The 14,676-nt window shown below is 46.4% G+C and carries 12 protein-coding genes and 1 tRNA gene; 4 read left to right on the top strand and 9 right to left on the bottom strand.

Annotated features, from left to right (window positions below; all coding sequences use genetic code 11):
- Positions 1–486 precede the first annotated feature (486 nt).
- Complete coding sequence (locus tag H6G50_RS12080) at positions 487–1,221, top strand: class I SAM-dependent methyltransferase (protein WP_190716532.1); 735 nt, start codon at positions 487–489, stop codon at positions 1,219–1,221.
- 91 nt (positions 1,222–1,312) lie between these two features.
- On the opposite strand, the gene H6G50_RS12075 is transcribed toward H6G50_RS12080, so the two are convergent.
- The 5 genes from H6G50_RS12075 to H6G50_RS12055 form a co-directional block, all read right to left on the bottom strand.
- Positions 1,313–1,819, bottom strand: a complete 507-nt coding sequence (locus tag H6G50_RS12075; protein WP_190716531.1) for a crossover junction endodeoxyribonuclease RuvC — start codon at positions 1,817–1,819, stop codon at positions 1,313–1,315.
- Positions 1,820–1,863: 44 nt separating this feature from the next.
- Positions 1,864–3,432, bottom strand: coding sequence for a glycosyltransferase family 39 protein (locus H6G50_RS12070; RefSeq protein ID WP_190716529.1), 1,569 nt, complete (start codon positions 3,430–3,432; stop codon positions 1,864–1,866).
- Positions 3,433–3,510: 78 nt separating this feature from the next.
- Positions 3,511–4,326, bottom strand: coding sequence for a transglutaminase-like domain-containing protein (locus H6G50_RS12065; protein ID WP_190716527.1), 816 nt, complete (start codon positions 4,324–4,326; stop codon positions 3,511–3,513).
- A gap of 387 nt (positions 4,327–4,713) precedes the next feature.
- Entirely contained in the window at positions 4,714–6,252 is a 1,539-nt protein-coding gene (locus H6G50_RS12060; protein WP_190716677.1) for an FAD-binding oxidoreductase, read from the bottom strand.
- Positions 6,246–7,370, bottom strand: a complete 1,125-nt coding sequence (locus H6G50_RS12055; protein WP_190716525.1) for an ATP-binding protein — start codon at positions 7,368–7,370, stop codon at positions 6,246–6,248. Before H6G50_RS12055 ends, H6G50_RS12060 begins: the two co-directional genes overlap by 7 nt.
- 290 nt (positions 7,371–7,660) lie before the next feature.
- On the opposite strand from H6G50_RS12055, the gene sixA reads away from it, so the two are divergent.
- Positions 7,661–8,146: a phosphohistidine phosphatase SixA gene (gene sixA, locus H6G50_RS12050; RefSeq protein ID WP_190716523.1), complete on the top strand. Its 486-nt coding sequence runs from the start codon at positions 7,661–7,663 to the stop codon at positions 8,144–8,146.
- Here the strand turns inward: sixA and def are convergent.
- Positions 8,111–8,668, bottom strand: a complete 558-nt coding sequence (gene def / locus H6G50_RS12045; protein ID WP_190716521.1) for a peptide deformylase — start codon at positions 8,666–8,668, stop codon at positions 8,111–8,113. The two genes, sixA and def, sit on opposite strands and share 36 nt — an antisense overlap.
- A 125-nt stretch (positions 8,669–8,793) precedes the next feature.
- On the opposite strand from def, the gene dnaA reads away from it, so the two are divergent.
- Positions 8,794–10,176 carry a chromosomal replication initiator protein DnaA gene (dnaA, locus tag H6G50_RS12040; RefSeq protein WP_190716519.1) on the top strand — a complete coding sequence of 461 codons (1,383 nt, stop codon included), beginning with the start codon at positions 8,794–8,796 and terminating at the stop codon, positions 10,174–10,176.
- Between the two features lie 305 nt (positions 10,177–10,481).
- Positions 10,482–10,555, top strand: a tRNA-Arg gene (locus H6G50_RS12035).
- 727 nt (positions 10,556–11,282) lie between these two features.
- Here H6G50_RS12035 and H6G50_RS12025 read toward each other — a convergent pair.
- From H6G50_RS12025 to der, 3 genes are all read right to left on the bottom strand, one after another.
- The gene (locus H6G50_RS12025; RefSeq protein ID WP_190716517.1) at positions 11,283–12,161 is read right to left on the bottom strand and encodes a CbiQ family ECF transporter T component; all 879 of its coding nucleotides are present in this window, start codon (positions 12,159–12,161) and stop codon (positions 11,283–11,285) included.
- A gap of 140 nt (positions 12,162–12,301) precedes the next feature.
- The gene (locus H6G50_RS12020) at positions 12,302–13,204 is read right to left on the bottom strand and encodes a bestrophin family ion channel (RefSeq protein ID WP_190716515.1); all 903 of its coding nucleotides are present in this window, start codon (positions 13,202–13,204) and stop codon (positions 12,302–12,304) included.
- A 78-nt stretch (positions 13,205–13,282) separates the two neighbouring features.
- Positions 13,283–14,641 carry a ribosome biogenesis GTPase Der gene (der, locus tag H6G50_RS12015; protein WP_190716513.1) on the bottom strand — a complete coding sequence of 453 codons (1,359 nt, stop codon included), beginning with the start codon at positions 14,639–14,641 and terminating at the stop codon, positions 13,283–13,285.
- Positions 14,642–14,676 lie beyond the last annotated feature (35 nt).

The following is a 14,676-nucleotide window of genomic DNA, read 5'->3' as shown; positions in this document are numbered from 1 at the left end:
ATTCTGCTTTGTTTGAGCCTATAGAGTAAGCGTGAAGTTCGATAAAAACCTGAATTTCAGTGCTGTTTGTTAGCTCCTAACGACTTCAGATAAAATAATGGGGTAGGGGGTATGACCCCTCACTGAATTTAGTAAAAATCTAGAGTATTTACCTTTTTAAAAAACTCTGACGAAAGAAATAAAAATACTGTAAAGCCAGTCACGCTAGGCAATTCAATACTGAGTATGGCATTATAGTTTAAGAATAATCATCTAGTAAAAATAAGCTAGAGGTTTAGCTTAGAATCCGGAGATAACTCTCTTGTATTTACCGCAGAATTGCGGTGAACGGACAAAAATATTGCTATGAGGTTGTGCCTAATCCGCAAATTTGCAGTCGATGTCTCGAAGCTTTTAGCTTCTTGGATATTAACGCTCTGCAATTGGGAATTAAGAGAGTAAGGCACTTCACTTTCTACTTCCTAAACCCTTTAAGAAATAATAACCATGTACCCAAGAAAATCCGAACGAGTACGGTCTTTTATCAGAAAAATCACGGGTTGTTCGAGTCTCGAAGATTTAAGTGCTGAGGAGCGACGTTCGATGTGGCCGGGGGCAAAAACTTTGGCGGACGAACATATTTGCAACTGCCGGTTATTGGAAAATCGCTATAAAATGCTGGAGCAGATGCCCAAAAATGGGGTTTGTGCGGAAATTGGGATTATGCACTGCACATTCTCCGAGAAAATCCTGGAGGTTACGCAGCCGAAAAAGCTGTATTTAGTCGATCTCGATCCAGATGCGATCGCATTAGCTCGGGAAAAATTCGCAGCGGAAATCGAAAGCGGTCAGGTAGAAGTCTATTTGGGCAATTCGCCCGAAATCATTCGCTCTTGGGAAGATAACAGCTTAGACTGGATTTATATCGATGGCGATCACTCCTACGGCGGTGCAAAACGCGATCTCGAAGCCTCGCGCGAAAAGATGAAGCCAGAGGGGTTAATTGCTTTAAACGACTACATTTACTTCAGTACGTCTGATTTTGGTAAGTATGGCGTAGTCGAAGCCGTTAATGAATTTTGCGTCCAACACGGTTACGAACTCGTGTATATGGCGCTGCAAGAGCGGATGTACAACGATGTTGTTTTGCGTAAAATTGAAGTCGTACAGCAGAACCCCAGCGATCGCCAAATTCCCGCCAACGGAGCACAGCAAAAATCCATCTCCTTAAGAGCCGTATAATTCGATCGCTCTACTTTCACGAGCTAAGCCAGAGGCAGAAGCAAAATTTATTTCTGCTTCTGGTTTCGCTATTAACGATTATTTATTTACCTCAATCAATATTATTGACTAAACCGCAAAATCCTGCATAGCCAATCGCGATCGCATCAACTGCATCATCGTTCGGCAATTGCTCCAGTTCAAATAAATTTTGAATGGTTATTGCGACTTCAGATTTATCGGCGCGACCGTTTACTAAATGCGCTTTCCAACTCGATTGATGCAGGAAGATTGGGGTGATTTTTGCTTCCCGGCAGCAAACTAAGTTAATAATTCCTACCGCTTGTAAAACGACTCCGGCAGCTTTGATTTGACGGCCAAAAAACGGCATTTCGACAGCAACGCGCGTCGGCTGAAATTCCTCAAATAAAGCAATTAAATCTTGTTCGAGTTCCACAAGACGTTGTGCGGTAGAGTGCGATTTCGCAGTGGCAATCGTACCGTATTCTACCAGAAAGGGAAGCGATTTACTCTTGTCGCTCGGCGGATCTAAAACAGCCCAGCCCAACTTCGCCAGTCCCGGATCGAGACCCAGCCATCGTTGTGTTGATTCTATCATTATTAACCGTTCAAAATTATTAATTTAAAATTCAAACTTTAGTGCTAAAGAAAGCTTTTACTGAGTAAACTACGTTTGACAAAATGCCGACGCGCTCCCGATTCTTCTACCTTTACATAGTTTGCCTCTAAATAGGGTTTTAGAGGTTCGTAGACTTCCGGAAAACGTTCTAATATGACTTGTTCGGGTTGATATTTCTCGAACAAAGCATATAAGTAATCGTGCGTCATTTCTCCAGCAGCAACCCGTTTGCGCGAGAGAACGGCGATTTCGGGCGGAACCCGTAAGTTCGCTTGAAACGCATAAATGGGGTTATCTGTAAAGAGCCAATGGGTTTGTTGTTGATATTGAGTCACGCGCCGAATCACTTCTGTTTTTTCCTGCGATTCTGCCAGAAAGATAGAATTTTGCCATTGGATAACGCCTAGTTTAATGGGAATCGCGATCGCGCAGAGACTGCAAAAAATAATAGCTTGTTTCCGCAGTCTTTGTCCTTCCGAAATTGCCACCTTAACGCCGTAACTAGCCAGCCAAACCAGAGGGATTGATAGCAATAGGTAATGATGATACCAAAGCGGTTTATGATTCAGAAGCATCAGGGTTGCTGTTGCCAGCCAAGCCAAGGGGAAAAGGTTCCATTTTTCTTTTTTTTGTAGAATTGTCCCTACTCCTAACCCCGCTAAAAGAACGAGATCGAAATCTTGTAGTAACATCCAACTAACATCTAAAATACTATTTTCTTTGACAAAAACATTTTTTAAGTTTTCGTTGACGTGAAACTTAAAGGTACTATTGAGTTGCCAGGAACCCAGTGTTAACTCAATTACGCAAAAGGTTAGGACGAAAGCGAGCAGCCATAACCCCGACAAAATCGTTCCCTTTAAGGCTTTGTTTTTAAAGTTTAATGCTTTTATTTTTCTCGCCCTAAGCCTCCCTTTCTGTATGAAGGAGGGCGAAGCATCGGGACTCTTTAGAGTTGATAGCGAGTTGCTGAAGATAAAAAACAAGATTAAAGGGATTAAGAATACAGCAAACGTTTTAAATTGTAGGGAAACTGCGAAAGCGGCTCCCGACAAGAGTAAATAAGAGAGAGACAAACTGTTGAAGTAGAGAGTCAGGGTATAAATCGAGAGCGTAACTAAGCTGAGGGCGGGCAAACCTATCATCACTGAAACGCTCATTCTTAAAAAGTTACCCGATAGCGCTAATAGTCCTGTTCCTACAAGCGCGAGGGGACTGCCTACACTGATTTGTAGCGTCTTAAAAAAGCTCCAAATGAGGAGCGTTGCGAAACAGAGAACAAGCAGTCTCCCTGAAAAAATTGATGCACCAAATAGCTTAAACCAAGCCGATAAACAAATGGTTAAGAGGGGCGGTTGGTCGGACCAAATTTCATGGTAAAGTGCAAAACCACGGGAGTAGAGAATAGCTTTAATTAGTTCCTGTCCTTCGTCTGTATCAAAGCTCAAATTCGTGCGAACGGGCATCCATAAAAGCGTTAAGATGAAAAAGGCGAAGGGAACTAAAATGTTTAAAAGTTGAGATCGCGCTTCGAGATAATCCTGTAAACTGTCAAGCCATGAATAAACTTTTTCGGGGGCGTTGCGAAGCATAACACAAAAAGGAGGCGATGCACGGATTGTTGCTCTTTTAAGGAACTGAGGTTTAAAGAAGTTGGGTTTTAGGGGATATTAGCCCATCTGGGCGAGAAACTGTCGAATCGCATCGACATCGGTTGCTTGAGGAGCCATCGCCAAATAAAATTCTAAATCTTGCTTGGCCTTACTCTTTTCGCCTAACTGATAAAATAATAACCCGCGATCGCGCAATTCGCTGGCAGCAGTGGGAAATAGCAGCAAAATGCGTTCGATAGTAGCGAGAGCTTTTTGCAACTGATGTTGATTGAGATAGATAAATTTTAGGTTGGAGAGCATTCGCGCTAAAAATTGGCGGTTGGTTACGGGCGCGAGAAAATTTGATTCTAATTGAACGTTCTGCTGGTAAAGCTTTGAGAGGAGCGCTTCGCAGTCTTGCTCGAATAAGATTTCCCCCCCGTTAAAAGGATCGACAAAAATTCCTACACCTTCAAACGTCGGACGGATTAGGAAATGCCCCGGTAGTCCAATGCCGACCATTGGAAAGTTAAGGCGTTTGGCAATTTCGAGGTAGACTAAGGAGAGGGCGATCGGAATTCCGGTGCGGCGATCGAGAACATCATTGAGAAAACTATTGCACGGGTTATAATAATCCTGCTTATTCCCTTTGAATCCTAAATTATCATAAAGGAATTGGTTAATCGTTTCAATAGTTTTTAAAGGATAGCGTTTTTCTGGCAAAAGAATTTCGATTTCTTCTGCTATGCGATCGAGCATATTTAAGTATTTAGAAACTTCCAACTCTGGGTATTCTTCCCTAGCGATGTAAAGGGCTGCTTTGGCTAGGTATATTTGCTCGTCGGGACAGTTTATTTCGCGATAAAAGTTTTGGCGCGCGCTGTAATGACTCATGCTTGATAAAAGGTTGATTGCTTAAAATAAAAGGTTTCCTCTCTTCGCGATTAGCGATTATTGTGCTAAAGCTGTGTCGATGAGCGGAGTTTTCAAAAACTAGGGAATTTAACTTCTAATACCAATTCTCATAGATTTTGCACGATTCCCGAAGAGGGCATAACAATGTTATGCCCCTACGATGAAAAATTTGGTGCATCGTAACTGAGAATTGGTATAACGTTATTTTATCTATCTTAGAAAATAATCAAAATAAAAAAACTTCAGCTTTTTTTTAGATGCGTTCGTAACCGATAAAGTATATAAACCTACGCTTTACACAAAGTAAGCGAGCGGTTTCCATTTATTCAAGCTTAGTGTAGTCTAGTGTCGCAGCCCTCAATTCGATTAATCTAAATCTCCTCCAGAACCATACTTCCAAGCATCTAACCAACGATGCCAATAATATTGCTGTTGTAAAGATAATTGTCGTTCAATTCCTTGCCAGGGTTTTTGAAAAGAATTAAGGCTGCTGTAAACCCCTAAATTTAAGTAATGACGCAACCAATCCCCTAACATCGGCAAGCCCGCGCGAGGCAAAATCGGAAGCACGTATTTCGGGTTAACTAAAGGTAAGGTTTTGGTGAGGGCGGGAAATTGAATAACATCTTGAAGAAAAGGTTTGAGAACGTCATCCCCTAACCTCTCCATAACTTCAAATACGGCACTCATTAGCTGGTTAATTTGTTGGGGCGGAACGCTTTTTTGAAGCGGTACGCTCATCGTCCGCTGAAATAACCAAGTTACAGCAATATTGGGTTGATAGGGTTGCAATAATTTCAGGGCATCCCGATTCAACGCATCGACTTGCAATGCTTCTTCTATCCCCGATGTTAATCGTTCGAGATGGCGAACCATTGCCCCAAATCCGCCGAAACTGACGGGAGATTGCGCGCCGCTACTGTCGCCGACGGGCAAGATTCTATCCCACGGCGTTCTGAGGGGACTGTTGCGGTAGGCGGGAAAAAATCCGTATAAAAATCGCTGAAATTGTAGCTGCGACAGTTCGACTTGCTGATATTCAGGTAGCAAGCGAAAATATTCATCCATGAAAAATTCTAAGCTGAAGCGATCGCGCTCGGCATCGACATAAGTAAACAAATAGGTTGTCCTGCCATCGCGCGCCGGAAAAGCTTCCCAAAAATACTGACATTGATGCAGAATCGGCGTAAAGGAAGCGATTAAATCCCCCGTTTCGTTCTGCGGGTAGCCGCGCGCGCAACTCCCCACCACCAAACAAACGCCTTCTGGCTTCTCGTTTCCCCTCGCTTGGCGGGCAATGGGGGAAAAATGCCCCATCGCGTCGATGAGGAGGCGCGCTGTCGCCGATTTTTCCGGGGCGATTGCCTTTACGCCATCGGGATGAACGCTGACTTCACTTAATGCCGTATTTTCCCATAATGTCCCCCCAGCCGCGAGAAACTTCTGCTTGAGGGTTTCCAGCAAAAATACGGGATCGACTCCAATATTAAGGACATCTCTCACCCAAATTTCGCAACCTTGGTGAAAGGCAACACGCGCGGGGTTGTACTCCGTGGCAATCGCGCTTTCTAACTCTGCTTCCGTTAATAACCCTAATTCGAGGAAGGCGGTTAACTCCTGGCGGGAAATATTCCACTCCTGATCTCTGCCTCGTAACTTGCCGCGTTCGAGCAACAAGACGCGCCAACCGCGCTGCTGCAAGGCTGCGGCTAACAAAATGCCCAACGTGCCGCCGCAGATAATCGCATCCCAATCTACGGCTTCTAAACGTTGAGAATTTTCCTTGACAAAATCCTCAATTTGTGTGGTGTTAAAGCGTAAATCGTGCCAAGCGCGATCGGCATGGTGCAGTCCGCCGATCGCGTTACCGGGAGTAGAAGCCAGAAGTCGATCGCGATTCACGATGCACTATCCAACTTCGGAGGGGGCGAGAAAAGGGGCAAATCGATGTAAAAAGTCGTTCCGAGTTCCGGACTGGAGGTAAAAGCGATTTTACCGCCATGAGTATCGATAATCGATTTCGCGATCGCGGTTCCCAATCCAGTTCCGTGGGGTTTGCCGTGGGTAACAAACGACTCAAACAAGCGATCCTGGATGGCTTCAGGGATTCCAGGGCCATTATCTCGCAGCGTCAGATGAGCATTGCGATCGTCCGCCTCGATATCCAGCGAGATCCGGCCGCCGCGATCGCGAAACGCATCCACGGCGTTCCCCACCAAATTTTGCAACACCCGCATCAACTTACCCTCATCGACTTCCAACACCAACTCCGGCGGACAGCGCGTTGAAAACTCAATCTCAGCCTCCTGAAAATAGATGCGATTGAGCGTCGCAAAACGCTGTAACAGAGCTTTCAAATTCACAGGCTTCTTATTCAGCGTCGCATTTCCCCGCGCGAACTCGAGAAAATCTTCGGCCATCGCCGACATCCGCTGCGTTTGAGCGTGAATCAAGTCGCACCATTCCTCTGTCTCCTCATCCGGATGCTGCTCTTTGAGCATACTGCTGGCCAAATTGATACTGCTCAGCGGACTCTTAAAATCGTGGATGATCGTGTTTAGCATTTCCCCCATTAACACCATTTTTTCTTTATGGAGTTGCTGGCGAATATACTCTTCGGTGGTATCGCGCAAGCGTTGCACCATGTAGCTGCAAAACTTAGTAATTACCGTTCCCTTAGCCCGATCCAGCACGTCCATAAATCCCTCAGTCGGAATTTTTGCCAGAACCGTCTTTTCTCCCCGCGCGATCGCTTGCGTGCTGCGCGGTTGCCCGTCCAGCATTCCCAACTCCCCGAAAAACGCATCGGGTAAGGCGCGCGTCAACGGGCGATAGCGATCGGTGCCAATTTTTTTGCGAAACTCGACCTCACCTTCGAGCAGCAGGTACAAACAGTCAGAAAAAGCACCTTCCTCAAAAATCACAGCTTCATCCAAGTAAGTCTCAACGATCGCCACTTGACATAATTCGTGGGCTTGCTCGGGTTCAAAAAAAGCCATGAATTGGTGCGTTGCGATATCCATGAGAAGTGGCCTGCATGGTAAATCAGCAGAATTGTTCGATGTTATCTTAACCATGTTTTGTCGGGGCATCCCTTCCCTATCGTAGCTTCTCCAGCGGACGGTTGTCTCGCGATCTTGTCAGAGGTAGCGTGCTTTCCCTAATGTTTTATCCTCATTTTCGGCGCAAGCTCGGCTTCCGGTCGAAATATTACCCAATGGCTCCCCCAATACGAAGCCTCATGTAAAATAACATTCCACTACATTAAATAATTATTATCATCACTGTTTTAGATTGCTCCTTCTCAATCCCCATGCGAGAACTCTACCTCATTCGCCACGGTATTGCCGCAGAACGCGGCACTTACGCTGACGACGACCAACGCCCGCTAATTAACCTCGGACGCAAAAAAACAAAGAAAGTTGCGAAACGCCTTACCGCCCTCGGTTTGCGCTGCGATCGCATCGTCACCAGTCCCCTCCCTCGCGCCCGCGAAACTGCCGTCATTCTCCGTAAAGCGGGTTTATCCCCCCACCTCGAAGAATTCCCTGCCCTCGCTCCCGATACCGATCCCCAAATCGGTTTAAAATGGCTGGCCGAACAATCCGACACTCGCCTCGCCCTCGTCGGACATCAGCCCGATCTCGGCAATTGGGCAGAATTGCTGCTGTGGGGCGAAATTAGGGAAAAGCTGGTTCTGAAAAAATCGGGTGTTATCGGGCTAAAACTTCCTGAAAGCAGTTCGCTCGTGGGGCAAAGCGAATTATTTTGGTTGACTTCCCCCAAATGGCTGCTGTAGGTTTAACAATCGCTGATATTCGGCTTCGCTGTATAAATCCCGCGTCGTTTCGACGCGATCGATAAACAGGATGCCATCGAGATGGTCGAGTTCGTGCTGAAAAATCCGCGCCACAAATCCGGTGAGAATTTGATGCTGCAAATTGCCGCCGCGATCGCGGTATTCTACTTCAATCTCGTCGTGGCGCGGGACTAATCCTCGCAATCCCGGTACGCTCAAACATCCTTCCCAATCCTTGACGACGCGATCGCCCCAAGACAAGATTTTCGGGTTAATCATCGCCGTCGGTTCCATCTCCGGTGCGTGGGGATAGCGCGGATTCGGACGAGAGGCGACAATAAACAAGCGCGATGAAGTCCGAGCTTGGGGGGCGGCAATCCCAACGCCATGACTCGCCGCCGCCGTTGCGATTAAGCGATCGATAAACTGTTGAACGTCGGGAGTCTCAATACTCTCTACCTTTTGGGCGGATTGCCGCAAAATCGGATTTCCCAAGAGTGCAAGTTCGAGGAGTTGGGTCATAATTTATAGAGCGCGCCGAGCTAAGCAATTTTCTTTGCGCAAGAGTCACAACCCTTCTATTGTGCGCCACTTTCCCTGCTACGATCGCTATTTCAACCCCTATCCTCCCGCCTCCGCTCAGTGCGATGTCCCCACAACAACTCTGGAGTCAAGTCCTCGAACGCCTGCAACTTCAACTTCCTCAGCCTACGTTTGAAACTTGGGTGAAGACGGCGACGGCGATCGAAATGACCGAAACAAGCTTGACAATTTGCGCGCTTAACCCTTTTGCTCGCAATTGGTTGCAAAAACATTACCTGAAAACGATCGCCGATACAGTGGAAGAAATTCTCGCGCGTCCGTTAGAAATTCGCGTAATAGCGGCAGGATCTCAGGGCGCTTCGGAAACAGGAGATGCCGATTTATATTGGTCGATACCGACTGTTAACGCTTCTAGCGATCTTGTTGTCGATCGCCAACAGCGCCGGAGCGAATTTAATAGTAAATATGTCTTTTCTCGCTTTGTCGTTGGACCAACTAATCGCATGGCTCATGCCGCCGCGCTTGCTGTCGCTGAGTCGCCGGGACGCGAATTTAACCCCTTATTCCTTTGCGGGGGAGTCGGTTTGGGGAAAACCCATTTAATGCAAGCGATCGGGCATTATCGCTTAGAAATTGACCCAGAAACGAAGGTCTTTTATGTTTCCTGCGAAAAGTTTACTAACGATTTAATCGCCGCGATTCGTAAAGATAGCTTGCAGAGTTTTCGCGATCGCTACCGCGCCGTAGAGGTGTTATTAGTAGACGATATTCAGTTTATTGAAGGGAAGGAATACACCCAAGAAGAATTTTTCTATACTTTTAATACGCTCCACGAAACGGGAAAGCAAGTGGTATTAGCGGCAGATCGTCCTCCCAATCAGATTCCTCGCTTGCAAGAACGCCTTTGTTCTCGCTTTTCGATGGGATTGATTGCCGATATTCAAACGCCCGATTTAGAGACGCGCATGGCAATTTTGCAGAAAAAGGCAGAGTATGAAAATATGCGACTGCCGCGCGAGATTATTGAATATATTGCCAGCCGTTACACCTCGAATATTCGGGAATTAGAAGGCGCTTTGATTCGGACGGTGGCTTATATTTCGATTTCTGGGTTGCCGATGACGGTTAAAAATATTGCCCCGATCTTAAATCCGCCCAGCGAGACGATTCCTGCTTCGCCCGAGGTGATTTTAGAGGAAGTGTCGGCAGCGTTTAAAATTTCGATAGAAGCTTTAAAAAGTAGTTCCCGCCGCCGGGAAATTAGTTTTGCGCGCCAGGTGGGGATGTATTTGATGCGGCAGCATACGGATATGAGCTTACCCGGAATTGGGGAAGCATTTGGCGGTAAAGATCATACGACGGTGATGTATAGCTGCGATAAGATCGAGCAGGCGATCGAGCAAGATGCGAGTCTCAATCAAACGATCTTACAATTGAGCGATCGCATCAATCTCGCCTGTCGGCGATCGAAAACCGATACGATTTAAAACTTTTTAAAGCGGTTGGGAGCGAGTCTTTACTTACGTTCCTGTGGAAAACTGAGGAGAAAGTGCGATCGCGTTTAAATCTTCAGTTTTCGCACTTTCGAGGAACATAAATAACTCCTACACCTACCGGTGGCGCGATCGCTCCGAGTTTTCCACAGTTTTTCCACAAGCGCGCTCGCTCGAACCCCCGTTCCTCGGCTGACAGTCCACAATTATTATACAGTGGAGCTTTTCAGAGATTCTTAATCATAATTGCTTTGTCTGTATCGATTCGGATAGAATATTCAAAGCTCGCTCGAGCGCAGGGGTGCGTAACTCAGGTGGATAGAGTAGCTGCCTTCTAAGCAGTTTGCCGCAGGTTCGAGTCCTGCCGCACCCGTTAACTATAAAGCCCTGGAATGTCCTAACCGTCGCACTTCCAGGGCTTTATAGCGTTTGGGGAAGTAGGTTGGGAAAGTTGGAATGAGGGGAGATTTTGATACTGAAGTGATACTGCAAAGAATCAGTATCACTTCAGTACCCATGTATTGGCTAGCTTTCAGCCCTCTCGCTGTACTGGATCAGTACATTAGAACTGTTTTACTATGACGGAAGTCATACTAAATCCGGTTGCCACAACCCATTTATTAAAATCGACCAAATCCTTTCTATTGCAAGAATTATAGCTTCTCGAATAAGTTGGGTATGAAAACCGGATTTGGTATCAGAAAAGCGACTCAAAAAAGCTCAATGCCGTCTGAGTAAAAAACGAGTCAAGGGTGCTAAACTCCAATCAAATAATTACCATAAGCACAGAAAAGTGTTTTAGCACTAGACCCCATTCATGCCCTAATTGCAAAGTTGAGATTTGTCGTGATACAAATGCGGCTTTGAATATTTTGTACAAAGGGATGAAATTACTAGGCGTTGAGTGGCAAAATAACAGTACCCAAGGGCATTGGGAATCTGCCTTGAAAGAGGGAAAGCATGGGGAGAAGACTGCCTCTACCATTGAGGGGAAACCCAATATGGCAAGTGGATTTCTGCGAACCCTGAATTAGAATCCCCGTGCCTTGAGGTTGGGGAGTATGTCAATTCAGAGTAGTTTCTCGTCCATCGAACTCACATTATTCAACGCCGCCCCAAAGCAGTCTAGCACTCCAGAACCCCACAAGAACTGCGATCGCGAGCCAATCTACTGCCCGGAAACGCAGGATGTGCCACTGAACGCGATGGCGATTGGGACTGGTGAATCCCCGGACATCCATTGCAACTGCGATTTGTTCGGCGCGCGCGAGTAGATTTTCGAGGAGGCGATCGGCGACAATCAACCAAACAGATAAACTTTTCCGCAGTCCGAGTTTTTTCCATTCAATGGCGCGGGTATTAATCGATCGCGCTAAATTTTGAATCTCTTCTAACACTAACGGAATGAAGCGCAGCGAGAGCGTTAACGTCAGAATAATTTCCGTTACCGGCACTTTAAAACGCTTCAACGGTTGCATAAAATATTCCAGGGCTGCGGTAATTTCTTCGGGTGCTGTGGTGAGTAAAAAAAGGCTGCTGCTATAAATTAAGATAAACAGAATCGTACTGAGGCGAATGGCTAAATCGAGCGATCGCCGCGTTACTAACACTTTTCCGGCCTTATAAACCACATATTGGTAAGACGTAGGTTGGGGCAATTCCAAACCGCTCGCAGGAAGGCGTTGTTGATAGTCGATTCCCAATCCGTCGGGCGTAATTGCGGTAATAATAAATGCAAAAAAACCGATCGCCAACAACCATCCCATTTGCTGCTTCCACACGCGCCAAGGAATTCTTGCACTAATGGTTAAAGCGACGAGAATCAAAACGAGTCCGATGCGCCATTCTAAGGTAGCGAGGACGGGCGCAAACAGAAAACTTAGCAGCCAAAAAAGTTTGACGCGCGGATCGATGTGGTGCAACCAAGTTGTCGGTTTTTCGAGATAGAGTCCAATGGGGAGCGATCGCAGTAAATCCATTTAAATTATGAGTGACAAGTTAAGTTAGGATTGTCGGGGCGGTTTTACCCTAAAAACGATTGCTTTTACAGCAATCTTCTCTTTTAAAACCCCCCTTTATGAGCTTTAAGTCAGTGCCATTCATTCCCCATTGCTTTTTTCTAACCCAAAGTTAATAAATCCTCGATGTTGCGCTCTAAGTTACTGCAAACCGCATCTAACGGCAGATCGTTTGGATCGTAACCAAAAGGATTTTCAATCTCAATTCCAATTTCTTCGATCCCAAATACTGCAAAACTAATTGCACCCACCACTAGCCCCGTCCATAAGCCCAAATCTTTCACCATTTGAAACGGAAGTGCCAAACAGTATAAGATCAATAACTGCTTGAGGTGAATCGTATAAGCTAAAGGAATGGGCGTTTTTAAAATGCGTTCGCACGCCCCTAAACTATCAACAAGAGAGTCGAGTAGTTTAAAGATAGCGGTTAATTGTTCGCTATTAATACAATCGCGCGAGTGCTGTTTTTGGAGGTAATGGCGAATCAAAAAGATAATTTGGAGGGGAGGACTATTCAATCTTTGCAATGCCTCGAATTGCTGCGGCGTTAAAAATCGTTCCAGTTCGCGATCGGGCGGTTGCAGTCGCAGGTGCAACTTAGTCGCGATCGCAAAAGCCACCAACAAACGCACAAAAGCTTTTTTCTCCTCCCGATCTTCCGGTTCCTTTTCTTTTACTGCTACCCAGATTTGAGAGGCAATGTTATTAGCAGAATTTACGATCGAACCCCAACATTTACGCCCTTCCCAATAGCGTTCGTAGGCAGTATTTGTCCGAAAAACCAACAGCAAACCGAGAACGAGCGAAGGTACTAACCCGCTTAAAACGGAGATATAGACGGGATAGCCTCGGTTGTAAAGTAAGGAGATAAAATAACCAAAAGCAACGCAGACGAGCAATCTCAGCCAGATTCCGGAAATCACCGACCCGCGTAGTTGCAAGGCTAAGCGAAACCAATCTCTTTTTTCTCTTTTGAAATCTAAATTTTGCCGAATTCCTAGCATCGATCCAGTCAACAATTAATCAGCGATCGGTTATTAGTTTAACAGCGAGCGGTCAATAATGGCTGCTCAACCGAAGCTCTAAACTCGCGTGGCACGGTTAACAGTTCTTTCGACTTCGCGTTCCTTCTTGCCGCGCCAAATTAGGCGTAAAGGCGTACCGCTAAAGCCAAGCTGTCTGCGAAACTGACTTTGAATATAACGGCGATAGCTTTCGTTAAAACGTTTGGGATCGTTAACAAAAAGCGCAATTGTTGGCGGCTGCGTGGTGACTTGCGTACCGTAATAAATGCGTCCTTGTTTTCCCTGACGACTGGTGGGCGGCGACTGCCAGGAAACCGCTTCTTGTAAAACTTCATTAATCACAGCAGTGGGAACCCGACGTTGGTGTTGTTCGGCAGCGTTATCGACCAAATCGAGGATTTTTTCAGTGCGTTGTCCGGTTTTGGCGCTAATAAAAATAATTTCTGCCCAATCGAGGAAATAGAAACGATCTTTAATCTTCTTTTCGTAGTCGTAAATCGTGTAAGAATCTTTTTCGATCGCGTCCCACTTATTCGCCACAATCACCGCCGCGCGCCCTTCATCGATAATGCGATCGGCAAGCTTTTGATCTTGCTCGGTAATACCATCCAAAACATCAACGACAATTAACACCACATCGCAGCGCCGAATCGCTTTAAACGCGCGATTGATGCCAAAAAATTCCGCCCCATATTCGACATTTTTCTTGCGACGAATCCCCGCCGTATCGATCAAACGGTAGGTTTTTCCGTTGCGTTCCACCACCATATCGATACTATCGCGCGTCGTCCCAGAAATCGGGCTAACGATCGCGCGCGACTCTCCGGTTAGCGTATTTAACAGCGTCGATTTTCCCACATTCGGGCGGCCGACGATCGCGATTTTTAACTCCGGCGCTTCCTCAATTTCTTCGGGGAGAGGCAGATATTCAACCAATTTATCGAGCAATTCTCCCGTACCGCTGCCATGAATTCCCGAAACCGGATAGGGTTCCCCTAAATTCAACTCCCAAAATTGCGCCGCTTGAATCACACCCGCTTCGATAGACTCGCACTTATTCACCGCCAACAGCACCGGAACGCTTTGCAGGCGAAGCCATTGGGCGATTTCTTCGTCAGCGGGAGTCGGCCCGCTTTGTCCGTCTACCACAAAAATAGCAGCTTTGGATTCTGCCAGCGCCGCCATCGCTTGTTCGCGAATGAGAGGCAAAAATTCCGTATCGTCATCGAACACCAAACCGCCCGTATCGACGACGAGAAAGTTGCGATCGCGCCAAAATGCAGGTTGATAGGTGCGATCGCGCGTAATCCCCGCTTCGTCGTGAACGATAGCCTCCTGAGAACCCGCGAAACGGTTAACGAGGGTGGATTTGCCGACATTGGGACGGCCGATAATAGCAACGATGGGGAGAGGCATAGCGATTTAAAAGAGGGGCGGAAACAAGCGGTAAG

Source organism: Oscillatoria sp. FACHB-1406, from assembly GCF_014698145.1.
Classification (GTDB): domain Bacteria; phylum Cyanobacteriota; class Cyanobacteriia; order Cyanobacteriales; family Spirulinaceae; genus FACHB-1406.
This window is presented reverse-complemented; position numbering and strand designations above follow the sequence as displayed.